Below are 22,919 nucleotides of genomic sequence, written 5' to 3'. Positions count from 1 at the left end.
CCGCTCGCAAGGCGTGGCTGGCTGGCATGAATGGGGGAGGTGCCCGGGCCCGGCACGCGGCCGGGCCCGAGAGGGGTCCTCAGTTGATCGTCACACGGAAGCGCAGCGCCGCAGCGGCGCCGGCGGCGAGGTTGTTGAGCGTGCCGCTGACGGTCGGGGTCGGCGTGGCCGAATAGGTCCCGCCGGCGGTGCCGCCCGTGCAGGTGCTGCCGCTGACCGTGGCATTGACGAGGATGCCGAAGGCCGTGTTGTAGGTGACGGTCGAGGGCAGGGGATCGCTCAGCGCAAGACCCGTCGCGGTTGCCGCGCCGGCCCCGTTCGACACGGCCAGGCAGTATTCCACCACAGCGCCCGGGATCGCCTTGGGATTGGTCGTCCCATTCACCGGATCGCTGATGATCGAACTGAACTTGCTGACCGTCAGCAACGCGCCGGCAACCGTGTAGCTGCCGCGGGCCGAGAAGGCGCCGTCGTTGGCGGCATCGGTGGCACCGGCGGCATCGGCGAAGACCGTATCGATCCCGGCGGTGTTGGCCGTGGTCGTGGCGGTGAGCAGCGCGCCCTGGGTGCCGGCCGCACCGGCCGCCGCAGCGCGCGCGGTCAGGGTGATGCCGGAGGCCTGGGCATTCGTGGCGCCGCCCGGAATGTCGGCATGGACAAAGACCGTCCGGGTCGTATCGGGCGCGATCTCGTCGAGGTAGGTGATCTGCGCGTCGACCCCGGCGTCGTAGACCCCGTTGGTGTTCGAATCGAGGAAGTACGCGAAGTTGGTCACGTCGAACACGTCGGTGCCGCCGTGCACGGTGGCGCCGCCGGCCTGGTTCACCGCAGTGAGCTGCAGGTCGAGCGTGTCGTTCGAGGTGTTGGTCACCTGGAAGGCGGTAACCGCATCGATCTGCCCCGGAGCCGCCGAGGTGGTCGCCGGGGCGCCGGTCACGGTGAGCACGACGCGGCGGTCGACCGTGATCGCGTTGGTCCCGGTCTGGGCGGTCTGGGTGACCCCGCTGACCTGGAAGTTGACCGTCACCGTGTTGGTGATGGTCTGGCCGGCGACCGTGCCGGCAGCGTGGGCAGTTCCCGCGCCGAGGCTGGCCGCAAGCGCCGTGAGGCCCGCCGCAGCCAGCAGCTTGTTGTTGTTTTTCATGATCTTGTCCTCAACTTACAGCATGTCCGCCGGGCCCCGCGGACGAGGGGCACGCAAGCGGTCAGCGAACCGTCGCGTGGTATTCGACAGCGCCATCGGCGCCGGGTGCGATCACCGGGATGGTCCAGCGCAGATGGGTGACGTCGGCCGGGCCGGCAGCGCGGCGGCCCTTGGCGCCATCGGGCACGGTCAGGCTGGCGAGCGGGCCCCAACTGGTGCCGCCGTCGACCGAGACGACCAGCGCGCGGTCGGTGTTGTCGGCCAGCACGACGGCGGCCGGGACCGGGTTGGTCACGACGAAGTTCTGGATCGGCTTGGCCCCGGTGTTGCGGTAACGGGTGGTGAACACCAGCCGTTCGCCGGGGACGACCTTGTCGGGCTGGACCAGCACGTGGCGGGTCGCGCCGTTCTCGGTGACGACGCGGTCGACCTTGACCTCGCCGGTGAGCGCGACCGGACTGGTCGCGGTGTCGGCCGCGAGGGCCGGTGCGGGCAGCAGGGCCAGCGGTGCGGCGAGGGCCGCGGCGATGGCAATCAGCAGGGATCGGAACATGGCTGTGGTCCTCAGTTGATCTTGACGGTGAACGAGATGGTGCGGTCGGGCGAGCCGGCGGCCAGCGTGCCGAGCGCCACGGCCACGCCCGAGGCGGCGGCGGTGCCTGCATCGGCATCGGCAGCGTCGCTGAGTGCCGCGCCGTCGAGCTTGAGCGTGCCGGCCTGATAGGTCGTGCCGGCGGGAATGCCGTCGCTCACGGTCACCCCCTCGGCCGAGCCCGATCCGCTGATCCGGGTGACGAGGCTGTAGGTGACCAGGGCGCCGGGAACCGGGCGGCTGCCGCCAAAGGGATCGGCGATGACCGCGGACTTGGTCAGGCCCACGGCGCCAAGCCGGGCGATGACCGCGGCGAGCGTGGCAGAGCGCGCAGTGCTGGCGCCAACCACGGCATCGACGCCGCCGTCACCGGCTCCGGCGAAGGTGGTGCCGGGGGTGCCCGAGCCGGTTTCGGCCGTAGCGGTGAGCCGCACCTGGCTGATCGCGGCGTCGGCCGCGCCGGCCGGCAGGCCGACCAGAACGAAGACCCGCAGCGCGGCATCGGCGGCGAGCGCCGGGGTGCTCGCGCCGGTGGCGAGGACGGCGTCGACCCCGGCATCGTAGGTGCCGTTGCCGTTGCTGTCGGCGACGATCGCCTGGATCGTTGCGGTGAAGGGATTGCCCGCCACGGCCGGATCCACGGCGAGGGTGTAGGCCTCGCTCCCGTTGCCGCTGTTGGTGACCGCATAGCTGAGCACGGCCGTGCCGCCGGACAGCGGCTGCGGAGCGGTCGAGAGCGTGGCCACGGCGACGTCGAGCAACTCATCGACGCGCAGGCTGACGCGGTTGGACTGGATCGAGGCGGTCCCGGCACCGCTGCTGTACGTCGCGGTGGCGACGTTCTCGATCACGGTGCCGGCGGCAACGCCCGCAGCCCAGGCCGGGCGCACGCAAAGCGCGGCCGTCAGGGTCAGACCGGTGAGGGCAATATTGAACGGTGTTCTCGACATGCTGCGAGAATGCCCCGTTCGTGGTTAAGAAAGGGCAAATACCTACGTAAAGCCACTTAATACGTTTCGAGGCCCCGCGCAGGGGCTGCGCTGCGCAGGGGCGAGCTGGCCCGGCTGGGTCACATCACCGAATGTAAACACTGCCGCCAGGCGGCGGGCCAGCGGTTGCCTCGCGTCGCGGCCCTGTCTAACCCGGCAGGATGATCACCCTGCGGACCGCGGCTGCCGCCGCCCCCTTCCTGTTGCTCGCGGGCTGCGCCGCCGGCCCGGCGCAGCAGGTCAACCTGTCCGGAACCGTGCCGGCCGGTGCGCGCTATGCGCTGGTCCTGCCCGCCGGAGATGGGGCGTCGACGCCGGCTGCCAGCGTGCTCGAAGGCTGTGTCCGTGCCGCCGGGCTGGTTCCCGGCCAGCCTGCCACCGTGCTGCTGCACAGTGCCCATGCGCTCCGCCCGGCGCGCGCCGCCGTGCTGCGGGCCGGCGAGGACCCGCCGCGCGGCCGCAGTCCGTCGCGCCGCAAGGACCGCGAGGAACTGACCCTGACGCTCACCGACCGCACCAGCGGTGCGGTGCTGTGGCGGGGATCGGTGCTGCGTGTGCTGCGCCCCGATGAACCGGTCGGCGATGGCACCACGTTGGCCGCGCCGCTCTGCGCCGCGCTCAAGGCTGCGCCGCAGGCAGCGCCAGGCTGAAGCCGGTCTCGCCCCCGGCGCTGCGGCAGGTCACCGTGCCGCCGTGACGCGTCACCACCGTGTGGACGAAGGCCAGGCCCAGACCCACCCCGTCGGCGCGGCGTCCGCGACCCGGAGCCTGGGCAAAACTCTCGAAGATGCGGTCGAGCTGGTCGGCGGGGATGTCCGGCCCGTGGTTGCGCACGGTCACTTCGGCCTGATCGCCGAGCGTGGCGATTCCGATCGTCACCGGTGTGCCGGCCGCACCATACTTGATCGCGTTGTCGAGCAGGTTGACCAGCACGCGGGCGAGCAGCGAGCGATCGCCGCGCACCAGCACCTCTGCCGCATCGTCGGGCGTCCGCAGGGCGATGCCCCGGGACTGGGCTTGCGGCCAGAGTGCGTCGGCGGCTTCGATGGCCAGATCGCGCAGGTCGATCAGTTCGGTCCCCGGTGCCACCGCCTGTGCCCGCGCCAGATGGACGAACCCGTCGGCCAGCTCGAGCGTGCGGCGGGCATGGGCGCCGATCCGGGTAGCGAGGTCGGGCGGGCAGCCGCCTCCCTGATCGAGCAGCGCGAGGATCGCGCTCTGCGGCGCGCGCATGTCGTGCGAGAGCAAGCGGACCACCGACTCATGCTCGTGGCGCAGCGCCCGTTCGCGCGCGGTCATCTCGGTCAGCAGGTCGATCTGGCGGTCAAGCATCCCGGCCGCTGGCGGCGGGGCGGGCAGACCTGCCTCACGGCTGGCGCGTTCGAGTTCTGCGGAGACCATGCCGCTGGCCACGGCAAGCCGCCGCCACGACCAGACGGCATAGCTCACCGCCAGCGCCACCAGCGGGACCGCCGGACGCAGCCAGAGATTGCCGAGGATCAGCCCGCCGGCGCTGATGGCGACCACCCCGATGGCGAGCAGCGCGGTCCAGGCCAGTCCGCGCCGACTGGGTAGCCAGGCCAGCCCCGCGAACAGCGCCAGCACCGGTGCCAGCGCGAAGGCCCATTGCAGCGCCGGGGAGGCCGGGATGAGCTGGCGCGGGGCAAGCAGCGTGGCGAGCAGGCTGCCCTGGATCTCGACCCCGGGCATCAACTGGGCGTCGGCCGACAGCGGCGTCGCGTGCATGTCGCCCAGCCCGCTCGCGGTCATCCCGACCAGCACCAGCTTGCCGGCGATCAGTGCAGCCGGAACCTCGCCGCGCAGCACGGCTGCGGCCGGGACTGAGGCCAGGGTGCCGGCCGAGCCCGGATAGTCGATCATCAGCGGGGCAGCCCGGGTCAGGCCGGACGCTGGCGGTGCCCGGTCCGCAGGCTGGCCCAGCATGGCCGCGGGCAGGGCCGGCCAGCCCGTGCCATCCGCCTGATAGGTCCGCCACCCGGTGCGCATCACCCCATCGCTGTCCGGGGAGAGGTTGACGTGCCCCAGCCCGGCGCTGGCGCGGACGAAGGCCGGCAGCGGGCGCAACACGTCGACCGCGCGGCCATTGCGGCCGGGCAGCTCGAAGGCCAGCGGCAGGTAGACATTGCCCGCTTCGGCCAGGGCCTCGGCCAAGGCGGCATCGCCCGCCGGATCGCGCGGCTCGGTCAGCAGCACGTCGATCCCGATCGCCTGCGGCCGGGCGGCGGACAGCCGCCGGACCAGTTCGGCCTGGACCTGCCGCGGCCAGGGCCAGGCGCCGATCGCGGTCAGGCTGCGCGCGTCGATCGCCACGATCAGGATGCGGTCGGTCGGCGGTGGCGGGCGGTGCCCCAGCAGGGCGTCGTAGGCGATGTGATCGAGCCGGGCGACCAGGCCGCCGCCCTCCAGCGCCGTGGCCCCGAGCAGGCAGGCCAGCACGGTCAACCACCCGTCGCGGCGCCGGCGCCCGAGCCATCGCAGACCGGCCGGCAAGCTCACCTCGGCGCGGTTACCTCGAAGCCCTGCTCGGCCGACCAGGTCGCGACGATCCGGTCCCGGAAGGGCACCAGCGAGAGCACCCGCCAGCTGTATTCCCCCGGGCGCAGCGCGGTGACCGAGATCTCGCGGGCCGTGCCCAGCGCCTCGTCGACGATCGGCAGGTCGGGCCGGTCCTTGCGGACCAGGCGGAAGCGAAACTGCGGCGTCCCGTCGGCGGCGCTGGTCCACTTGAAGCGGTAGCGCCGGCCCTCGGCGGTGGCCGATCCGGCCACGGCATTGAGCACCCGGTCGAAGGCATAGGTCCGGCCGCGACCTTCGGCCCCCTGGGCGTCAAGCGCGGCGATCCGCACGAAATAGGTGCCGGTCGGGACCCCTGGCAAGCTGAAGCGCGGCGTGCTGCCGCTGGTCTCGTCGATCAGGTCGAGCAACCCGGCGTCTCGGCCAATCTGGAGGCGATATCCCGCAGCCTGATCGTCGGGGACAACAGAAAAGGCAAGGTCCGGCTCGGTCTGGGCACGGTCGGGGTCGACGAGGCGAGGCGAGGCCAACAGCGCCGTGGCGGTTCCGACCTTACCTGGGGTCGCAAGCGCGCCGAACCCGGGGGCCAGCATCGTCTCCGCCCGGGCCAAGTCGGGACGGGCTGCTGCGGGCGCATCGTTCTGACCGAGGGCGAAGGCCACCTGGCCATCCTCGACCTCGGTCAGGGCGCGGGCCGCGGCGGCATCGTAGTTTACCCGGAAGTCGGTGCCACGCACTGCCGAGACCGTGATCGGCGTGGTCACGCGGAACGAACTGGCTGGATCACCCATCGGGGTGACCCGGGCGCGCACGCGTCCGGACTGGGTGGCGAACTCGCGCTCGACCGCCTGGTTGATCAGCAGGCGGCGCAGGCGGACGATGCGCACCACGCTTTGCGACGGCACGGTGATCGTACTGTCGTCTGTCAGGCGGAGCGAGACAAAGCCCCGCGGCCCGGTTTCGATCACGGTCCCTTCACCGAGGTCGACCCCTGCCTTGGCCGGAACCACTGCCGCGCCGTTGCGCAGCGTCACCCCGCCGCTGAAGCTGTCGATCCTTGCGGTGATCGGCTCATCGCGCAGCACACTGCGCGGCAGACGCAGGTCCTTGCCCGCCACGATCAGGCTGTTCGCCGGGATGCGGTTGACCCGGCGGACCCGGACCAGCGCACGCGGTCCGGCCAAATAGGCGCGGCCCAGCTGGTAGAGCGTATCTCCGGGTTGGATGGTGTAGCGGACTTCGGCCTCGGCCGGAGCGCCCGGGGGCGGAGCTGCGGCCAGCGCCGAGGCCGTTCCGAGCAGCAGCATTGCGGCCGCTGTCCGACGCACCGCGCGCGACCTGCTCACGCCAGGTGTTCCTCCAGCCGGTAGCCGTAGCCATAGACCGGAGTGAGGCGGAAGCCGTTTTCCGGACGCAGCGCCAGTTTGGAGCGGATCTTGGAGATATGGATGTCGAGCGTCCGGGTCGAGAGATCGGGGTCCATGCCCCAGATTGTCTCGAAAATGTAGGCCCGCGAGACGGCCCGGTTGAGGTTGCGGAACAGCAGCAGCGCAAGGCTGAATTCCTTGGGGGTGAGGTGCACGACCTCGCCCGACAGCCGCAGGGTCTTGCTGGTCAGCTCGAAATCCAGCTTGCCGTAGGTTTCGGTGGTCCTGCTGAGGTTCATCGTCGAACGCCGGGCAAGCGCCTCGACCCGGGCCAGCAGCACGGCCGGGTGGTAGGGCTTGGTCACGAAATCGTCCGCCCCGGCGCGCAGTCCGGCCACCAGGTCTTCGTCCGACACGCGGTTGGTCAGCAGCAGAACTGGCGGCTGGGCGCCGATCTGGTTTCGGATCCATTCGAGAACGTTGAGCCCTGGCAGGTCGGGCAGGTTCCAGTCGATCACGAACAGGTCAAAGGTTTCCCGATGCAGCGTGCGCACAAGTTGGCGGCCATTGTCGAACGTGGCGCACTGGAAGCCGGCCTCGTCGAGCAACTTGGCAACCGTCTCGAGCACGGCCTTGTCATCATCGAGAACTGCGACTTTCATATCAGGGGGCCGGGGGTGAGCCGGCGCATCTCTCCATCGCCAAGGTTCTGATTACAATCGATCGTTAGCAGACATTTCCGTGGCTTGCGCAAATGCCGGCCCGGCATTTTACAATTGTTCACATGTGGGACAGTTCAGTCCTGTGCGCCCCGTTTCTGTCACCGAGACGTAAGCGACTGACAGAATTTGTAAACATGCATCAATCGGGGGCCAGATCGAGGTAGGCGACCACATCGTTGTCCGTGGCCAGAAACAGGTCCTCCTGGACATGTTCCGGCAGACTGGCAGCCAGGATCAGGGCTTCGTCGAGCGGGCCGTAGAGCAGGGTCTCGGCCTCACCCCCGCCGCCGACCGCATCGACCAGCCGGTAGAGCCGCACGGTCGCGGTGCCGAACGTGCTCCGCATCAGTCCGCCTCCGGAGTGCCGGGCAGTGTGTCCCGCCGCGCACCGGACAGGGTGCGTTCGGTGCGGGCGGCCTCGGCGCGCGCGCGGTCGCGCGCGGCGCGGCTCTGGCCGTGCCGGGCGCGGTTCTCGGCTGCCGTGCGGGCGGCCTCGGCCCGCTTGTGCGCCTTGCGGGCGAGGCGCAGGTTGATGATCTCGGCCATGGCCCCGCCATACTCCGGATCAGTGGGGATCGCCACAGCCTCCCGACGCGGCCGTGGATAAGCCGTGCCCGGCCGTTGAGCGGTGCGGGGTGATCCGCGACAGCACCCCGGTGAGCGCCTCGGTCGTCATCGGTTTGGATTCTGCTGGTGCGTCGGTGCGCGTCGACATCGAGGAACTGCTTGCCACGCGCCTGCTGGTCCAGGGCAACTCGGGGTCGGGCAAGTCGCACCTGCTGCGCCGCCTGCTGGAGGAGAGCGCGGGCCTGGTTCAGCAGGTGGTGATCGACCCTGAAGGTGATTTCGTGACTCTGGCCGAACCCTTCGGCCATGTGGTGATCGACGGCGGCGCCTATGCCAATGACGAGATCGTCCGGCTTGCCGCCCGGATCCGCACGCATCGCGCCTCGGTGGTGCTGGCGCTCGACGGGCTCGACCTCGAGGCGCAGATGCGTTGCGCGGCAACCTTCCTTGCCACCCTGTTCGATGCCCCGCGCGAAGAATGGTATCCCGCGCTGGTCGTGGTCGACGAGGCGCAGATGTTCGCTCCCGCCGCTGCCGGAGACGTGTCGGACGAGGTCCGCCGGATCAGCCTGGCAGCGATGACCAACTTGATGTGCCGGGGGCGCAAGCGCGGGCTAGCCGGGATCATCGCCACCCAGCGTCTGGCCAAGCTGGCCAAGAACGTGGCCGCCGAAGCCTCGAACTTCCTGATGGGGCGGACGTTCCTCGATATCGACATGGTCCGCGCCGCTGACCTGCTCGGCATGGAACGCCGCCAGGCCGAGCAGATCCGTGATCTGGCGCGCGGACATTTCCTGGGGCTGGGCCCGGCGATCAGCCGCCGCCCGGTCTCCGTCCGCATCGGCGAGGTGCGTACCCGCGCGCGCAATGTCGTGCAGGGACTGATGCCGTTGCCAAGTGCCTCCGGCCCCGACATGGAAAGCCTGCTCCTGGCCGAGGTCGCCGAGCCCGTGGTGGCGCCGGCGCTTGTCCTGCCGACGCGCGCCGAACCTGAGCCGGTCGACAGCGCGATCCTGCTCGACCTGATTGAGACCGCCGGGCCGCCGGGCGAAGAGCCTCCGCCGCCGACCGCGCCCAGCCTGTTCCAGCAGCAGGACGATGCCCGCGCCGTGACCGAGACCCTGTTCGAACTGGCGGCCGAGCCCGACTGCACCTTCCAGCCGGTCGCGGCGCTGTATCAGGACTTCACGGTGCGCTGCCGGATGAAGCGGATCGGCATCGGTGGGCTCGACATGGCGGCCTTCCGCCGGCGTTTCGCCATGGCCGTCGCCGGCTGCGATCCCGACGACGCCGGCTGGGCCGATATCCTGCAGGTGGCACGGGACGTGGCTGACGATCTGCTTGCCCCGTTCCTGGCGATTGCCCGTGCCGCCCAGCGGGGCCAGCCGTGCCCGGAGGATGAGGAACTGGCGCGGATCTACGGCACGCAGTCGGCCGGCCGCATCCGCCGGCTGCTTGATCACTATGAGAAGGCCGGGCTGATCGTGGTGCGCACCGATTTTGGCGGGCGTCGCTCGATCGGGGTGCCGGCCCTGGGCGCGACGACCGCGGCGGTGGACTAGGGCGCCCTCGCGCCGCCGCCGTCCGCCCGGTGCCTTGTCTGGCTGGGGTTGGCCATGCATACCGGCCGGGCCCGTTCGAACGACCCGTTGAAGGCCAAGGACATGCCACAGCCCGTGCTTCCCCTCGCGCTCCTGCTGACGACACCAGTGCTCCTGGCGCAGACTGACGTGACGGTGAAGGTTCCGGCTTCAGCGACCCCCGATCCCACATGCTCCGGGCGTTGCTACACGCCGGTCGAGGCTGTGACCCTGGCGTCGCAACTGGCGCCCAGAGGGGCGCTTGCCGGCCGCTTCGCAGTCCAGGTCAAGGCCGTGGGGGAGGCCAACGGCCGGTTTTTCCTCAACTCCGAGACCGACTACCGTGACCGCAACTGCCTGACCCTGGCGCTCACTGCCGATGTGGCGAAAGCACAGGCCGGTCGCGCCGAACTGGCTGCGGTTCGCGACCGCTTCCTCGGAAAGTGGGTCTACGTCGACGGAGTGGCGGCACGCCGCAGGATCATGTTCGTCAACGACGATGGCAAGGCTACCGACAAGTACTATTTCCAGATCCATGTCGTGGTCGGCAATCCGCGCCAGATCCTTAGCGACCCGAACGACCGTCCGGAGTGAAAGGGACGGGGCGCAGGCCCGGCACCGGGTGACCCCCTTGCGGCGGTGACCGGTCTGTCAGCCCGGGCGCCATCAAGCCGGCGCTGCCTTCCAGGGTGCAGCTCCACCCAGACCGTCCCGGACTGCCGCGAGCCTCCGCACGCCTTCGGCCAGCACGGATTCGTCCTTGCAGTGGCATAGCCGGACGACCCCGGTCAGCTCACCGTCAACGCTGAAGGCCGAAAGCGGGATGGTCGCCACGCCGCCCTCGTGAACCGCGCGGCGGCTGAACGCGGCGTCGTCGAGCGCAATGCCCGAGGCGGCAAGGTCAACGCAGGTGAACCACGTGGCCGGGGCCGGCAGGACGGCGAAACCGGCCTCGTCGAGCAGGCGCAGCATGGCCGTCCGCGTGCGGGCCCAGCCGGCGTGCTGACGGGACAGCACGTCATCCCGGGCGAGCCCCTCCGCCACCGCGTACTGGGTCGCGGGCATGGTGGTGAAGGTCAGGAACTGGTGAACCCGGCCCAGTACCCCCGCCAGTTCGGGGGAGGCGCAGAGCCAGCCGAGCTTCCAGCCGGTCAGCCCGAACAGTTTGCCTGCCGAGCCGATCTTGATTGTCCGCCCGGCCATGCCGGTTTGGTCCAGCAGGGAGCGGTGGCCGATCCCGTCAAAGCGCACCCCCTCCCAGACTTCGTCGCAGATCGCCACCAGATCGTGCGCGGCGCACAGCGCGGCCAGGTCGGCCAATTCCTCAGCGCTGGCGACCGAACCGGTCGGGTTGAGCGGATCGTTGACGATCATCGCGGCAGTGCGGGGGGTGATGGCCGCCTCGATCTGGGCGCGCTCGTAGCGCCAGAGCGGCGGACTGAGGCGGACGAACACCGGGATCGCGCCAGCCCGGCGGACCATCGGTGCATAGAGGTCGTAGGTCGGGGCAAACAGCAGCACCTCGTCGCCCGGGCGGACCACGGCGAGGATCGCCGCGGTCAGCGCCTCGGTCGCCCCCGAGGTGACGACATAGCTGTCCGGCGCGAGGTCGAGACCCTGATGGCGCCGGTAGAAGTCCGCCAGCGCGGCGCGCAGCTCGGGGACGCCGGCCATTGGCGGGTACTGGTTCGAGCGCTGCTCGAGCGCCCGCGCTGCCGCCGCGCGCAGTTCAGGCGGGCCGTTGTCGTCGGGGAAGCCCTGGCCCAGGTTGATCCGGCTGCCGTCGCGGCACAGCGCCGACATGGCCTCGAAAACGGTTTCGCCCATCGCGGCGTAGATCGGGTGAACAGAGCGTGTCATTGCGCCCAGCATGGCGCAGGACACCACCGCGGGCCAGAGGCTTTGGCCGCCCTCGGGCGTCTGGTTCATGTGCCCTGACGCAGCGGCGGGAGCGGGCCGGTGCCGCTTCCGCGCTGGCGATGACGCCGCTAGCGGGCGGCGAACAGCAGCCGGCCTTCGCCGAGCAGTTCGAGCAGATCGTCGATCTCGGCCCGGCCGACCGCGAAGCAGCCCTGGCTGCGCCCGACCCGGCCCTGGCTCACCGCCAGTCGCGGATCGACATAGGGCGCGCCATGGATGACGATGGCGCGGGGTTCGGCCATGTCGTTCTGCGGGTCCAGTCCGATCAGCCGGCGCGACCGGCCATGTTCGCCAAAGTAGGTCTGCCCGGTGCGGAAAGCCCCGTCGCACGAGGCGTTCGACCCCGGGCGGTTCGACAGCCGCTCGACCCAGCCGCTGTTCGCCGGGTCCGAGCCCTTGCCATGGGCGACGAGGTGGGTGGAGATCACCTGGCCTTCGCCCATGTCTAGCAGGTAGAAGCGCGCCGCGCGCGAGGGCGCCGAGAAATCCACCAGCCCGACCACGTCGCGCTGCACGATCGAGGCAGCGTGCCGATCAAGCGCGGCCCGGACCTGCGGCAGCAGGACGTCACGGAAGCGGTTGCCTCCCGTGGCGGAGGCCGCGAGGTCGAGCGGCTGGGCCGCGGCGCGTTCCCCGGTGATGCTGTGCGGCAGTCCGAGCGCCGAGACGCCGACCGCCATGGCGCCGACCAGGCGCCGTCGCGTGATGTCCATACCGTTTCCGTGCGATCCCGTCTGACACAGGCCCGCGAGCCTGTCCTTGTTGCCTGTCCTAGTGCGGCGGCAACCGGGCCAGTTCAAGGCACGGCTCCCTCGGTCCGGACGAGCGGAGGCAGGGATGCGATCAGAAGACAGTGGCCGAAGGAACCGGCGGCCGGCGCGCAGGCTGCTCAGGCCGCCAGCTGCAGCTCCATCCGGTCCCAGATTTCCACCAGGGCGCGGGTCAGTTCCACCATCATCTCCTCGGTATGCGAGGGGCCAGGGGTGAACCGCAGGCGCTCGGTCCCGCGTGGGACGGTGGGGAAATTGATCGGCTGCACGTAAACGCCGTACTCGGCGAGCAGGATGTCGCTGATCCGCTTGGCCTTGACCGGATCGCCCACCATCAGCGGCACGATATGGGTGGTCGTGGCCATGACCGGCAGACCAGCCTCGGTGAACAGGCGCTTCAGCGTGGCAGCGGCGGCCTGCTGCCCTTCGCGCTCGATGCTGGATTCCTTGAGGTGGCGGACCGAGGCCAGAACGCCGGCGACCAGCACCGGCGAGAGCGAGGTGGTGAAAATGAAGCCCGGGGCATAGGACCGGATCACGTCGATAATCCGGGTATCGGCGGCGATGTAGCCGCCCATCACCCCGAATGCCTTGCCCAGTGTGCCCTCGATGATGTCGATCCGGTGCGCCGCCTCGTCGCGGTCGGTGATGCCGCCGCCGCGCGGGCCGTACATGCCCACGGCATGGACCTCGTCGATGTAGGTGAGCGCATTGTACTTCTCGGCGAGGTCGCAGATCGCGTGGATCGGGGCGACGTCGCCGTCCATCGAATAGACCGATTCGAAGGCGATCAGCTTGGGCAGGGCCGGATCGGTATCGGCCAGCAGCTCCTCCAGGTGGGCCACGTCGTTGTGGCGCCAGACCTTTTTCTCGGCCCCCGAATTGCGGATCCCGGCGATCATGCTGGCGTGGTTGAGCTCGTCCGAGAAGATCACGCAGCCGGGCAGGATCCGGGCTAGGGTCGAGAGCGTGGCGTCATTCGAGACGTAGCCCGAGGTGAACAGCAGCGCGCCGTCCTTGCCATGGAGGTCGGCCAGCTCGCGCTCGAGCTCGACATGGTAATGCGTGTTGCCGCCGATGTTGCGGGTGCCGCCCGATCCGGCGCCGACGTTGTGGAGCGCTTCCTCCATCGCCGCGATCACCTTAGGGTGCTGGCCCATCGCCAGATAGTCGTTCGAGCACCACACCGTGATCGGCTTGGGTCCATTGTGGCCGGCGAAGCACCGCGCATTGGGGTAGGCGCCCTTGTTGCGCAGGATGTCGATGAACACGCGGTAGCGACCTTCAGAATGAAGGCGATCGATCGCGGCATCGAAAATCTGGTCGTAGTTCACGTCTACCAACGTCCTCCGCCGGACCTGCTGCACCGTTCGATCCACGGGCCCGTTGCCACCGTCGCGATCCCGCCGGGACGGCCAATGCAGCGCCCTCTATCGCATCTGTGGGCGCCTTTCCAGCGTCTAGAAGGGTAGGCCGGGCGCGGCCGGCCTGCCCTCTTGGCCCGGGTTGACCTCAGAATACAGCCACGCGCTCGAGCCCGCGCGCGGCCAGGCTCGGGCCCAGCGCGGCCAGGTCCGGACCGTCGCGGGTGAACAGGGCAAGATCGGGCGCGGTGCGGGCGAAGGCCTGGCCTGCGGTCAGGCTGGCGATCCGCCGGGCGATTCCGGCAGCCCCATCGACGAAGCGGACGCCGGGGCCAAAGGCTGCGCCCAGCTCGGCCGCGACCAGCGGGAAATGGGTGCAGGCCAGCACCACCGTGTCGATCCGCTCGCCCCCCGGCTGGTCGCGCAACCCTGCGGCGGCGCGGGCGAAGACCGCCGGGTCCACCGGCTCGCCGCGCAGCCGCGCCTCGGCCGCGCTGACCAGTTCGGGCGCGGCGAAGCGCAGCAGGGTCTTGTCGCGGGCGAACTCGGCCTCGAGCCGGTCGACATAGCCCTGGCGGATTGTCGCCGCCGTGCCGAGCAGGCCGATCACTCCGGTGGTAGTCAGGGCCGCGGCGGGCTTGATCGCCGGAACCGTGCCGACGATCGGCACCTCGAGCACGTCGCGCACCATGGCGAGCGCGATGGTCGAGGCGGTGTTGCAGGCGATGCAGACCAGCCGCGGGCGCAGCCGCTCGGTCATCCGGCCCAGCAGCCCCGCCACCCGGGCGGCGATCTCGGCCTCGGTCTTCTCGCCATAGGGCAGGCCGGCGTTGTCGGCGGCGTAGATCACCGGGGCATCGGGCCGCAGCCCGCGCAACGCCTCGAGCACCGAGAGTCCGCCCACCCCCGAATCGAACAGCAGGATCGGCGCGGTCGCCGCGGCGGGGAAGGCAGGGGTTTGCGCCATAGTGGCGGCATCCCTATTTTTTCCCTGCACGATTGCAAGAACTCTGGTTAAGGCAGGGCCGCAAGCGCAGCAGAAAGGAACGGTCGGGGGTGGACAGGACGATGCTCGTCGCGGCAGCGCTGGGCTATCTGCTCGGCTCGGTGCCCTTCGGCCTGCTCCTCACCCGGTTCACCGGGGCGGGTGATCTGCGGGCGATCGGTTCTGGCAACATCGGCGCCACCAACGTGCTGCGCACCGGCCGCAAGGGTCTGGCCGCCGCCACGCTGCTGCTCGATCTCGCCAAGGGGGCTGCGGCGGTCTGGCTGGGCCGCTTGCTGGCGACCGATCCTGCCGCGGTGGCCGATCCTGCGGCGGTGGCGGGCGCGGCGGCGGTGATCGGACACTGCTTCCCGCTGTGGCTGCGGTTCCGCGGCGGCAAGGGCGTGGCCACGCTGATGGGCGTCTCGCTCGGGCTCGCCTGGGGCATCGGCGGGGTCTATGCCGCCGTCTGGCTGGGCATGCTCGCGCTCACCCGGATCTCCTCGCTCGGCGGCATGAGCGCCGCGGTCGCCGCGCCGGTGGCGGCCCAGCTGCTGGGCCATCCGGGCTATGTCCCGGTGCTGGCCGCGCTGGCCGCGCTGGTGCTGTGGCTGCACCGTGCCAACATCGTCCGGCTGCTGAACGGCACCGAACCGCGCGTAGGGAGCAAGCCCAAGGCAGGCCCCGCGGAATGACCCCGGCCGCGGCCTCGGCGCTGACCCGCGACGAGGCCTTCGCCCGCATCCGCCTGTTGCGCTCGCCCCGTGTCGGTCCGGTCAGCTATGCCCAGCTGCTGGCGCGCTTCGGCACGGGGGAGGCCGCCCTGGCAGCCTTGCCCGACCTCGCCGGGCGCCACGGCCGGCCCTATGCGCCGGCGCCGGTCGCCGCGATCGAGGCCGAACTGTCAGCGGTGCGCCGGGCCGGGGCGCGCTACCTGTTCCACGATTCGCCCGACTATCCCGCGCTGCTGCGGGCAGCCGAGGGCGCGCCGCCGATCCTGATCGCGCGCGGCGAGGGCGCGCTGGTCCATCGCCCGGCAGTGGCCATCGTGGGCGCCCGCAATGCTTCGGCCGCCGCCGTGCGGCTGGCACGCGACTTCGGACTGGCGCTGGCCGGGGCAGGGCAGGCCGTGGTGTCGGGTCTTGCCCGCGGGATCGACGGGGCGGTGCATCAGGGCGCGCTGGCCGGGACCGCGCCCGGTGGGGGTGGCACGATCGCCGTGATCGCTTGCGGGATCGACGTGACCTATCCGCCCGAACACGCCGCACTGCAGGATGAGGTCGCCGCCCGCGGCCTGCTTCTCACCGAGCATCCCCCCGGCACCGAGCCGTTCGCCCGCCACTTTCCCGCCCGCAACCGGATCATCGCCGGGATCGCGGCGGGCACGGTGGTGGTCGAGGCGACGCCCAACTCCGGCTCGCTGATCACCGCCCGGCTGGCCGGTGACCTCGGCCGCGAGGTGATGGCGATCCCCGGCTCGCCGCTCGACAGTCGCTCGCACGGCTGCAACCAGTTGATCCGCGATGGCGCGGTGCTGGTTCAGCGGCCGGAGGACGTGCTCGAACTGCTCTCCACCTTCGACGGTGCCCCGCGCGCCCCGCTGCGCGAGACCGCCGGGCCGTTCATGCTGGCCGAGACGGCGGATCGCCCGGCGGATATCGCCGGCCTGCTGACGACCGCCCCGGTCGCCATCGATGAACTGGTGCGCCAGTCGGGCGAGAGCGCTGCGGCGGTGCAGCTTGCGCTGCTCGAGCTCGAGCTGGCGGGCACGCTGGTGCGCCATGCCGGGGGGCGGGTGTCCCGGGCGGGGTAGGCACCGGCTGGGCCGGCCCCTGCGGCGCCGGTTGCCCGCAGGGTGCCGCGCGAAGCCAAGGTTCGTGGCGGGACCCCGAAACGTCCGTTCGGGTGATCACAATCACCCCACTCGCCGCTTGACGCCGCCGCCCCACGATCCCCACCCTCGCGTGCGTACACACGTAAGGGCCACAACCAGCATCATGCAGCTTGTCATCGTCGAGTCCCCGGCCAAGGCCAAGACCATCGAGAAGTACCTCGGTAAGGACTACAAGGTCCTGGCCTCCTACGGTCACATCCGCGACCTGCCGCCCAAGGACGGCTCGGTCCGGCCGGACGAGGAGTTCGCGATGGACTGGGAGCTCTATGGCGACAAGGCGAGCCGGGTGAAGGCGATCACCGATGCCGCCAAGGAGGCTGACCGGCTGATTCTCGCTACCGACCCCGACCGCGAGGGCGAGGCGATCTCGTGGCACGTGCGTGAGCTGCTCGCCAAACGCCGGGCCCTGCCGAAGGAGGTCGAGCGGGTCACCTTCAACGCGATCACCAAGGACACGATCCTCGCTGCGATGAAGGCCCCGCGCGAGCTCGACCAGGACCTGATCGATGCCTATCTGGCGCGCCGCGCGCTGGACTATCTGTTCGGCTTCACCCTCTCGCCCGTGCTGTGGCGCAAGTTGCCCGGCGCCAAGAGCGCGGGCCGCGTGCAATCGGTCGCGCTGCGCCTGATCGTCGAGCGCGAGCGCGAGATCGAGCTGTTCCGTCCGCAGGAGTACTGGTCGGTGGTGGCGCGGCTCGAGCAGGGCGGGACCGAATTCCCCGCCCGGCTGGTCAAGTTCGAAGGCCAGAAGCTCGAGCGGCTGAGCATCGGTGACGAGGGCACCGCGCTGCGCGCCCGGGCGATGGTGGAAAACGCGGTGTTCCGGGTCGAGGAGGTCGAGACCAAGCCGACCCGGCGCAATCCCTATCCCCCGTTCACCACCTCCACGCTGCAGCAGGAGGCCGCGCGCAAGCTGGGCTTTTCGGCCAGCCACACGATGCGCGTGGCGCAGACGCTCTACGAGGCCGGGGCGATCACCTACATGCGCACCGACGGCGTGCAGATGGACCCCAGCGCGATTTCGGCTGCGCGTGCCGCGATCACCGAGCGTTACTCCGGGCACTACCTGCCGGAAAAGCCGCGCCACTACGAAACCAAGGCCAAGAACGCGCAGGAGGCCCATGAGGCGATCCGGCCGACCGATTTTGGCAGGGATCGTTATGGTTCCGGCGATGAAGGCCGGCTTTATGATCTGATCTACAAGCGCGCGATGGCCAGCCAGATGGCCTCGGCGAACATCGAGCGGACCACCGTCACCCTGCGCGACGGAACCGGCCAGCACGAGCTGCGCGCCACCGGCCAGGTGGTGAAGTTCCCCGGTTTCCTGGCGGTCTACGAGGAAGGGCGCGACCAGAAGGCCGAGGATGACGAGGACGGTGCGTTGCTCCCGGCGCTGGCCCGCGGCGATTGCCCGGCACGGCGTGGGGTGGAGGCCACCCAGCACTTCACCCAGCCACCGCCGCGCTATTCCGAAGCCTCGCTGGTCAAGCGGCTGGAGGAGCTGGGGATCGGCCGGCCCTCGACCTATGCCGCGACGCTCCAGGTGCTGAAGGACCGCAACTATGTGCGGACCGAGAAGAACCGTTTCTTCGCAGAGGAATCCGGCCGACTCCTGACCGCGTTTCTGGAGCGGTTCTTCGACCGTTACGTGGCCTATGAATTCACCGCAGGGATGGAGGACGAGCTCGACGACGTCTCGGGCGGGCGGGCGGCATGGAAGGACGTGCTCGCCGCGTTCTGGCGCGACTTCAAGCCGAAGTCCGACGAGGTGATGGAGCGCAAGCCCTCCGAAGTCACCGAGCAGCTCGACGCGTTCCTGTCCGACTACCTGTTCCCGCCGAAGGACGACGGCGGCGATCCGCGCCTGTGCCCCAAGTGCGGGGCCGGGCGCCTGTCGCTGCGCGGCGGCCGGTTCGGGGCCTTCGTCGCCTGCTCGAACTATCCCGAGTGCAAGTACACCCGCAAGTTCGCCCAGCCGGGCGGGGAGGGTGCCGAGGGCGGCGAGGATGCCCCGCTGGGCACCGATCCCGCCACCGGGCTGGAGATCACCCGCCGTACCGGCCGCTTCGGGCCCTATGTCCAGCTGGGCGAGGGCAAGGATGCCAAGCGCGCCTCGATCCCCAAGGACATCCCGGAGCTTGACCTCGACTGGGCGATCAAGCTGCTGTCGCTGCCGCGCGAGGTCGGTGCCCATCCCGAAACCGGCAACCTGATCACTGCCAGCATCGGCCGCTACGGGCCCTACCTGGCGCATGACGGCAAGTACGCCCGCCTGCGGACCACTGCCGAGGTGTTCGAGACCGGGATGAACGCGGCCGTGGTCAAGCTGGCCGAAGCGGCCGCCGGGGCTGGTGCGCGGGGCCGCGGGGCGGCGGCCGAGCCGCTCAAGGTGTTCGGGGCGCATCCCACCTCGGGCGGGGCGATCAAGCTGATGGCCGGGCGCTATGGTCCCTATGTGACCGATGGCACCACCAATGCCACCCTGCCGCGCGACCAGAAGCCCGAGGACCTGACCGAGGAGGCCGCGATCGCCCTGATCGACGCGCGCGCCGCCAAGGGACCAGCCAAGGGCAAGAAGAAGCCGGCGGCGAAGAAGGCGGCGGCGAAGCCCGCTGCCAAGAAGCCCGCTGCCAAGAAGCCTGCCGCCAAGAAGGCGCCCGCCAAGACGAAGGCCGCAGAATGAGCGAGAAGGTCGCACGCCACAAGCAGCCGTGGAAGCCCGAGGAGCTGCAGAAGCTGCAAACCCTGGCCGGCAAGGCCAAGGGGCTGAAGGAGATCGCCAAGGCGCTCAACCGCACCGAGGAATCGACCAGGGACGCCGCGCGCCAGCACGGCTTCGCCATCTCCAAACTGCGGTAGGGCCCGATGCTCTGGCTGCTGCTGGCCGCCGCGGGGGTGAGCGGGGACGGGTTCGACCGGGCCCTGCGCCAGGCGCCGTCCGATCTGCGCGCGGTGATCGAGCGCCGCCTGGGGTGCAACCACTGGGGCGGCGAGGAACCCTACGATGCCGAGCGCGCGGCCCAGATCAGCGCGGCGGTGGCGAAGCTGCGCTGCCGCAGCCTGGAGCGCGACGAGGTCCGCATGCGCGCGCGCTATGCCCGCCATCCGACAAGGCTTCAGCTGTTGCGCGCGGCGCAGGACCGGACGGGTTGAGCCCGACGGCCGGTGCCCTCAGCGGGGTACGGCGAACCAGATCGTGTGCTTGGGGCCCTTGCCGTTGGTCCGTGCGGCGACCCGCATTTCGTCGACCATGAAGCCGTTCTTCTCGAGCCGCCGGGCAAAGGCCGCATCGGGACCGGCTGACCAAACGGCCAGCACCCCGCCGGGCCGCAGCGCGCGGTGGGCGGCGCGCAGGCCGGAGGCGGTGTAGAGGCTGTCGTTGCCTTCGCGCACCACCCCGTCGGGGCCGTTGTCGACGTCGAGCAGGATGGCGTCGTAGTCGCCGCGCGCGCCGTCGATGGTGGTCCCGACATCGCCCATCAGCAGGCGCACGCGCGGATCGTCGAGGCAGCCGGCGGCAAGCTCGGCCATCGGGCCGCGCGCCCAGGCAATGATTTCAGGGACCAGTTCGGCGACGACCACCTCGGCCAGCGGACCCAGCGCGGCCAGCGCCGCGCGCAGGGTGAAGCCCATGCCATAGCCGCCGATCAGCAGGCGCGGGTCGGGTCGCTCGGGCAGGCGGCGGATCGTTTCGGTGGCCAAGGCCACTTCCGACCCGCTCATCCGGCTGCTCATCAGTTCATTGTGGCCCATCACGATCATGAAGTCGCGATCGTGGCGGAACAGCCGCAGTTCGGTGCCGCCCGGAACCTGCGCGGAGCCGAGCAATTCGCGCTGGATCATCGTCGGACTACCCCTTGCGCCGGAGCAGGGCGGCGAGGGCCTCGGCGATCGCCGCGTGGGCCTTGACCCCGGGATGGACCGGCGCCGATCCCGCCGGTGCGCTGCTGCCGAACGACCAGGGCTCCGGATCGCACGGACCATGGCGGGCGCTCAGCTGCGAGGCCTTGAGGAGCAGCGCGCGTTCGGCCCGGGCCACGCGCGCGGTGATGGCGGCGAGCTTGACGGCCTCGGCCCGGCTCGCCGCCAGGTCGGCGGCAGACCCGGACAGCGCCGGGCAGGCGCCCCGCGCCGGCAGGATGGTGGGATAATCGATGAACACCAGCCGAGCTGCGGGCGCCCGCCGACGGACCTCGGCAGCGATCGCATGCATCCGCGTTTCCAGGGCGGTCCAGTCTGCCGCGGTCGGCCGCAGCGCGGTGGGACACTGCGCGGGGCGCCCGCCGGATGGCATGGTCGCGCAGGCGGCGGCGAAGAGGTTGCGGACAAAGCCCACGTCGTTCCCGCCCGAGGTGATCGTCACCAGCCGGGTCGCCGGGGTCACCGCCTCGATCTGCGCGGGCAGCTCGTTCCAGGGGCCAAGCACGTGCTCGGTGGTCGATCCGCTGCAGCTGGCGTCGACCAGGGTCAGCGACAGGCGCTGGGCGAGGAGCCGGGGGTAGGACAGGTTGCCGCGGTTGCAGCGCGCCGGGCCGCCGGCCGGCTCACCCACGCCCGGGCCTGCGGCATAGGAACTGCCCAGCGCGACGTAGGTATCACCCGGCGCCAGGGCACCACGCGCCCCGGCCGCATCGCGCGCGGCAAGCGGAACGGCGCCCAGCGCGCAGGCGGCAAGCAGGGCTGGCGCAAGCCGCTTCACTTCACCCACTCCAGGCCGATTTCTTCGTAGATCTCGCGGCTCTCGGCCCAGCCTTCCTCCACCCGTACGTGCAGGAACAGGTGCACCTTCACCCCCAGCAGCTCGGCCAGCTCCTTGCGCGCGGCCTCGCCGATCGCCTTGAGCTTGCTACCGCCCTTGCCGAGGACGATGCCCTTCTGGCTATCGCGCGCGATGACGATCTGCTGGTGGATCTCGATCGAGCCGTCGCTGCGCAGGGTATAGCTCTCCGGGCGGACCGCGCTGTCGTAGGGCAGCTCGTCGTGGAGCTGGCGGTAGAGCTGCTCGCGCGTGATCTCGGCGGCCAGCAGGCGTTCGCTGGCGTCTGAGACCTGGTCCTCGGGATAGTGCCAGGGGCCCTCGGGCATCAGCGCGGCGAGGCGCATCTTGAGCTCGGGCACGCCATCGCCGCTCAGCGCCGAGACAAAGAACACCTCGTCGAAGCCGACCAGGGCGTTGAGCTGCTCGGCCAGGACCAGCAGCGGTTCCTTGACGCACTGGTCCACCTTGTTGAGCGCCAGTAGCTTGCGCTCGGGGCGGTCCTTCAGCGCGGCGAGGATCGGCTCGAGCTGGTCGAGCTTCTTCTTGCGGGCATCGACCACCAGCAGGATCGCATCGGCCTCCTGCGCGCCGTCCCAGGCGGCGTTGACCATGGCGCGGTCGAGCCGCCGGCGCGGCTGGAAGATGCCGGGGGTGTCGGCCAGGATGATCTGGGCGGGCCCCTCCAGCGCGATCCCCATCAGGCGGGCGCGGGTGGTCTGGGCCTTGGCCGAGACGATCGCCACCTTCTGGCCGACCAGCTGGTTGACGAGGGTTGACTTGCCGGCGTTGGGCGCGCCGATCACCGCGACAAGGCCGCAGTGCTGGGGCGAGGGGAGCGCGTGGCCTTCGACAGGCTCAGGCTGAGCGGGAGTGGGGGTGTTGGGCAATCGGCTATCCAGTCAGGGCATGGTCCGCTCGGCCCGGGCCTTTCCGGGGCCATGCTGAGCGGGAGTGGGGGTGTTGGGCAATCGGCAATCCAATCAGAACATGGTCCGCTCGGCCTGAGCCTGTCGAAGGCCACGCGCTACGGTTTGGCTGGGTAACCTATCCGAACTGCTGGAGAAAGGCCGCCGCCGCGGCGGTCTCGGCTTCCTGCTTGCTCGAGCCTTCGGCCTCGACCTCGCCGACGCCGTGGACCTCGACCGCGACGCGGAAGTGGGCGGCATGGTCGGGGCCGGTCCGCGCGATCAGCTTGTAGTGCGGCATGCGGCGGCGATTGCCCGCAGCCCATTCCTGCAGCGCCGATTTGGGATGCTTGCTCTGGCCAACCCGCCCTTCGACCGGATCGGCCCAAAGCTGGCGGACCAGCGCGCGGGTCGCGGCGAAACCGCGACTGACGAAACTGGCCCCGAGCAGCGCCTCGAGCACGTCGCCAAGGATGTTGTCGCTGTCGGCGCCACCGTCGTCGCGTGCCTGCTTGCCCAGCCGGATGTGCCTGCCCAGGCCGATGGTGCGTGCGATCGCGGCATTCATGTCGCGGCTGACCAACGCGTTCAGGCGCTGCGAGAGCTTGCCCTCGTTGCCGGTGCCGCGCTCGTGCAGCCATTCGGCAATGACCAGGCCCAGCACCCGGTCACCGAGAAACTCGAGCCGCTCGTAATTGCGCGGCTCGCCGGTGCTGCCATGGGTCAGCGCCTCGCACCACAGTGCCGGATCGGCCAACGGTTCGCCCAACAGCTGTTCGAGAAAGGCGCGACTGTCCTCGCTGAGCCCGATCTGGAGGGGCATCGG

Annotated in this window: 24 protein-coding genes; 8 read left to right on the top strand and 16 right to left on the bottom strand. The window is 70.5% G+C overall.

The annotated features are described in order from the left end of the window. Positions 1-79: 79 nt before the first annotated feature. The 3 genes from H7F53_RS13560 to H7F53_RS13550 form a co-directional block, all read right to left on the bottom strand. Positions 80-1,144: a hypothetical protein gene (locus tag H7F53_RS13560; protein ID WP_185680035.1), complete on the bottom strand. Its 1,065-nt coding sequence runs from the start codon at positions 1,142-1,144 to the stop codon at positions 80-82. Between the two features lie 61 nt (positions 1,145-1,205). After that, positions 1,206-1,697 carry a hypothetical protein gene (locus H7F53_RS13555; RefSeq protein WP_185680034.1) on the bottom strand — a complete coding sequence of 164 codons (492 nt, stop codon included), beginning with the start codon at positions 1,695-1,697 and terminating at the stop codon, positions 1,206-1,208. An 11-nt stretch (positions 1,698-1,708) separates the two neighbouring features. Further along, positions 1,709-2,686, bottom strand: a complete 978-nt coding sequence (locus H7F53_RS13550) for a DUF11 domain-containing protein (RefSeq protein WP_185680033.1) — start codon at positions 2,684-2,686, stop codon at positions 1,709-1,711. Between the two features lie 200 nt (positions 2,687-2,886). On the opposite strand from H7F53_RS13550, the gene H7F53_RS13545 reads away from it, so the two are divergent. Next, on the top strand, positions 2,887-3,375 hold the full coding sequence (locus H7F53_RS13545) for a hypothetical protein (protein WP_185680032.1): 489 nt from the start codon (positions 2,887-2,889) through the stop codon (positions 3,373-3,375). On the opposite strand, the gene H7F53_RS13540 is transcribed toward H7F53_RS13545, so the two are convergent. The 5 genes from H7F53_RS13540 to H7F53_RS13520 all read right to left on the bottom strand — a co-directional run bounded on the left by H7F53_RS13540 (position 3,344) and on the right by H7F53_RS13520 (position 7,931). Beyond that, positions 3,344-5,242, bottom strand: a complete 1,899-nt coding sequence (locus H7F53_RS13540; protein ID WP_221773740.1) for a CHASE2 domain-containing protein — start codon at positions 5,240-5,242, stop codon at positions 3,344-3,346. The two genes, H7F53_RS13545 and H7F53_RS13540, sit on opposite strands and share 32 nt — an antisense overlap. After that, complete coding sequence (locus H7F53_RS13535) at positions 5,239-6,606, bottom strand: FecR domain-containing protein (protein WP_185680030.1); 1,368 nt, start codon at positions 6,604-6,606, stop codon at positions 5,239-5,241. Before H7F53_RS13535 ends, H7F53_RS13540 begins: the two co-directional genes overlap by 4 nt. Further along, positions 6,603-7,289, bottom strand: a complete 687-nt coding sequence (locus H7F53_RS13530) for a response regulator transcription factor (RefSeq protein ID WP_185680029.1) — start codon at positions 7,287-7,289, stop codon at positions 6,603-6,605. Before H7F53_RS13530 ends, H7F53_RS13535 begins: the two co-directional genes overlap by 4 nt. 199 nt (positions 7,290-7,488) lie before the next feature. Continuing rightward, a complete protein-coding gene (locus H7F53_RS13525; RefSeq protein WP_185680028.1) occupies positions 7,489-7,695 on the bottom strand; it encodes a hypothetical protein in 207 nt (68 codons plus the stop codon). Beyond that, the gene (locus H7F53_RS13520) at positions 7,695-7,931 is read right to left on the bottom strand and encodes a DUF4169 family protein (protein ID WP_343062073.1); all 237 of its coding nucleotides are present in this window, start codon (positions 7,929-7,931) and stop codon (positions 7,695-7,697) included. The genes H7F53_RS13525 and H7F53_RS13520 overlap by 1 nt, the downstream gene beginning before the upstream one ends. A 74-nt stretch (positions 7,932-8,005) precedes the next feature. Between H7F53_RS13520 and H7F53_RS13515 the strand changes: the two genes are divergently transcribed. Together H7F53_RS13515 and H7F53_RS13510 are read left to right on the top strand one after the other, a co-directional pair. Beyond that, entirely contained in the window at positions 8,006-9,478 is a 1,473-nt protein-coding gene (locus tag H7F53_RS13515; RefSeq protein ID WP_185680069.1) for a helicase HerA domain-containing protein, read from the top strand. Positions 9,479-9,526: 48 nt separating this feature from the next. Beyond that, positions 9,527-10,090 carry a hypothetical protein gene (locus H7F53_RS13510; protein ID WP_185680027.1) on the top strand — a complete coding sequence of 188 codons (564 nt, stop codon included), beginning with the start codon at positions 9,527-9,529 and terminating at the stop codon, positions 10,088-10,090. A gap of 72 nt (positions 10,091-10,162) precedes the next feature. On the opposite strand, the gene H7F53_RS13505 is transcribed toward H7F53_RS13510, so the two are convergent. The 4 genes from H7F53_RS13505 to murI all read right to left on the bottom strand — a co-directional run bounded on the left by H7F53_RS13505 (position 10,163) and on the right by murI (position 14,517). Then, positions 10,163-11,356 (bottom strand): aminotransferase class I/II-fold pyridoxal phosphate-dependent enzyme, encoded by a 1,194-nt coding sequence (locus H7F53_RS13505; RefSeq protein ID WP_246438901.1) that lies wholly within the window; start codon positions 11,354-11,356, stop codon positions 10,163-10,165. A 128-nt stretch (positions 11,357-11,484) separates the two neighbouring features. Continuing rightward, positions 11,485-12,129: a murein L,D-transpeptidase catalytic domain family protein gene (locus tag H7F53_RS13500; RefSeq protein WP_185680026.1), complete on the bottom strand. Its 645-nt coding sequence runs from the start codon at positions 12,127-12,129 to the stop codon at positions 11,485-11,487. 176 nt (positions 12,130-12,305) lie between these two features. Next, on the bottom strand, positions 12,306-13,520 hold the full coding sequence (gene hemA, locus H7F53_RS13495; RefSeq protein ID WP_185680025.1) for a 5-aminolevulinate synthase: 1,215 nt from the start codon (positions 13,518-13,520) through the stop codon (positions 12,306-12,308). A 178-nt stretch (positions 13,521-13,698) separates the two neighbouring features. Then, positions 13,699-14,517: a glutamate racemase gene (gene murI / locus H7F53_RS13490; RefSeq protein ID WP_185680024.1), complete on the bottom strand. Its 819-nt coding sequence runs from the start codon at positions 14,515-14,517 to the stop codon at positions 13,699-13,701. A 101-nt stretch (positions 14,518-14,618) separates the two neighbouring features. Here murI and plsY point away from each other — a divergent pair, with 101 nt between their 5' ends. From plsY to H7F53_RS13465, 5 genes are all read left to right on the top strand, one after another. Beyond that, positions 14,619-15,230, top strand: coding sequence for a glycerol-3-phosphate 1-O-acyltransferase PlsY (plsY, locus tag H7F53_RS13485; protein WP_185680067.1), 612 nt, complete (start codon positions 14,619-14,621; stop codon positions 15,228-15,230). Next, positions 15,227-16,348, top strand: coding sequence for a DNA-processing protein DprA (gene dprA / locus H7F53_RS13480; RefSeq protein ID WP_185680023.1), 1,122 nt, complete (start codon positions 15,227-15,229; stop codon positions 16,346-16,348). The genes plsY and dprA overlap by 4 nt, the downstream gene beginning before the upstream one ends. A gap of 184 nt (positions 16,349-16,532) precedes the next feature. Continuing rightward, positions 16,533-19,112 carry a type I DNA topoisomerase gene (gene topA / locus H7F53_RS13475; RefSeq protein WP_185680022.1) on the top strand — a complete coding sequence of 860 codons (2,580 nt, stop codon included), beginning with the start codon at positions 16,533-16,535 and terminating at the stop codon, positions 19,110-19,112. Next, a complete protein-coding gene (locus H7F53_RS13470) occupies positions 19,109-19,288 on the top strand; it encodes a hypothetical protein (RefSeq protein ID WP_185680021.1) in 180 nt (59 codons plus the stop codon). The genes topA and H7F53_RS13470 overlap by 4 nt, the downstream gene beginning before the upstream one ends. Before the next feature lie 6 nt (positions 19,289-19,294). After that, entirely contained in the window at positions 19,295-19,582 is a 288-nt protein-coding gene (locus H7F53_RS13465) for a hypothetical protein (protein ID WP_185680020.1), read from the top strand. Between the two features lie 18 nt (positions 19,583-19,600). Here the strand turns inward: H7F53_RS13465 and H7F53_RS13460 are convergent, their stop codons facing one another. The 4 genes from H7F53_RS13460 to rnc all read right to left on the bottom strand — a co-directional run bounded on the left by H7F53_RS13460 (position 19,601) and on the right by rnc (position 22,916). Beyond that, positions 19,601-20,272: a spermidine synthase gene (locus H7F53_RS13460; RefSeq protein ID WP_185680019.1), complete on the bottom strand. Its 672-nt coding sequence runs from the start codon at positions 20,270-20,272 to the stop codon at positions 19,601-19,603. 7 nt (positions 20,273-20,279) lie between these two features. Then, the gene (locus tag H7F53_RS13455; RefSeq protein WP_185680018.1) at positions 20,280-21,128 is read right to left on the bottom strand and encodes a GDSL-type esterase/lipase family protein; all 849 of its coding nucleotides are present in this window, start codon (positions 21,126-21,128) and stop codon (positions 20,280-20,282) included. Continuing rightward, the gene (gene era / locus H7F53_RS13450; protein WP_246438900.1) at positions 21,125-22,075 is read right to left on the bottom strand and encodes a GTPase Era; all 951 of its coding nucleotides are present in this window, start codon (positions 22,073-22,075) and stop codon (positions 21,125-21,127) included. Before era ends, H7F53_RS13455 begins: the two co-directional genes overlap by 4 nt. Before the next feature lie 157 nt (positions 22,076-22,232). Beyond that, positions 22,233-22,916 (bottom strand): ribonuclease III, encoded by a 684-nt coding sequence (gene rnc, locus H7F53_RS13445; RefSeq protein ID WP_185680065.1) that lies wholly within the window; start codon positions 22,914-22,916, stop codon positions 22,233-22,235. Positions 22,917-22,919: the final 3 nt, after the last annotated feature.

It is taken from the genome of Novosphingobium piscinae (genome assembly GCF_014230355.1).
Taxonomy (GTDB): Bacteria; Pseudomonadota; Alphaproteobacteria; order Sphingomonadales; family Sphingomonadaceae; genus Novosphingobium; species Novosphingobium piscinae.
Note: the sequence above shows the minus strand (reverse complement) of the source record. Positions and strands in the feature narration are given on the sequence as shown.

Bases quoted from the DNA above. Each gene is read 5' to 3' on its own strand.
- H7F53_RS13560 (WP_185680035.1), bottom strand. From the start codon at position 1,144: ATGAAAAACAACAACAAGCTGCTGGCTGCGGCGGGCCTCACGGCGCTT.
- H7F53_RS13555 (WP_185680034.1), bottom strand. From the start codon at position 1,697: ATGTTCCGATCCCTGCTGATTGCCATCGCCGCGGCCCTCGCCGCACCG.
- H7F53_RS13550 (WP_185680033.1), bottom strand. From the start codon at position 2,686: ATGTCGAGAACACCGTTCAATATTGCCCTCACCGGTCTGACCCTGACG.
- H7F53_RS13545 (WP_185680032.1), top strand. From the start codon at position 2,887: ATGATCACCCTGCGGACCGCGGCTGCCGCCGCCCCCTTCCTGTTGCTC.
- H7F53_RS13530 (WP_185680029.1), bottom strand. From the start codon at position 7,289: ATGAAAGTCGCAGTTCTCGATGATGACAAGGCCGTGCTCGAGACGGTT.
- H7F53_RS13525 (WP_185680028.1), bottom strand. From the start codon at position 7,695: ATGCGGAGCACGTTCGGCACCGCGACCGTGCGGCTCTACCGGCTGGTC.
- H7F53_RS13505 (WP_246438901.1), bottom strand. From the start codon at position 11,356: ATGACACGCTCTGTTCACCCGATCTACGCCGCGATGGGCGAAACCGTT.
- H7F53_RS13500 (WP_185680026.1), bottom strand. From the start codon at position 12,129: ATGGACATCACGCGACGGCGCCTGGTCGGCGCCATGGCGGTCGGCGTC.
- murI (WP_185680024.1), bottom strand. From the start codon at position 14,517: ATGGCGCAAACCCCTGCCTTCCCCGCCGCGGCGACCGCGCCGATCCTG.
- plsY (WP_185680067.1), top strand. From the start codon at position 14,619: ATGCTCGTCGCGGCAGCGCTGGGCTATCTGCTCGGCTCGGTGCCCTTC.
- dprA (WP_185680023.1), top strand. From the start codon at position 15,227: ATGACCCCGGCCGCGGCCTCGGCGCTGACCCGCGACGAGGCCTTCGCC.
- topA (WP_185680022.1), top strand. From the start codon at position 16,533: ATGCAGCTTGTCATCGTCGAGTCCCCGGCCAAGGCCAAGACCATCGAG.
- H7F53_RS13470 (WP_185680021.1), top strand. From the start codon at position 19,109: ATGAGCGAGAAGGTCGCACGCCACAAGCAGCCGTGGAAGCCCGAGGAG.
- H7F53_RS13465 (WP_185680020.1), top strand. From the start codon at position 19,295: ATGCTCTGGCTGCTGCTGGCCGCCGCGGGGGTGAGCGGGGACGGGTTC.
- H7F53_RS13460 (WP_185680019.1), bottom strand. From the start codon at position 20,272: ATGATCCAGCGCGAATTGCTCGGCTCCGCGCAGGTTCCGGGCGGCACC.
- rnc (WP_185680065.1), bottom strand. From the start codon at position 22,916: ATGCCCCTCCAGATCGGGCTCAGCGAGGACAGTCGCGCCTTTCTCGAA.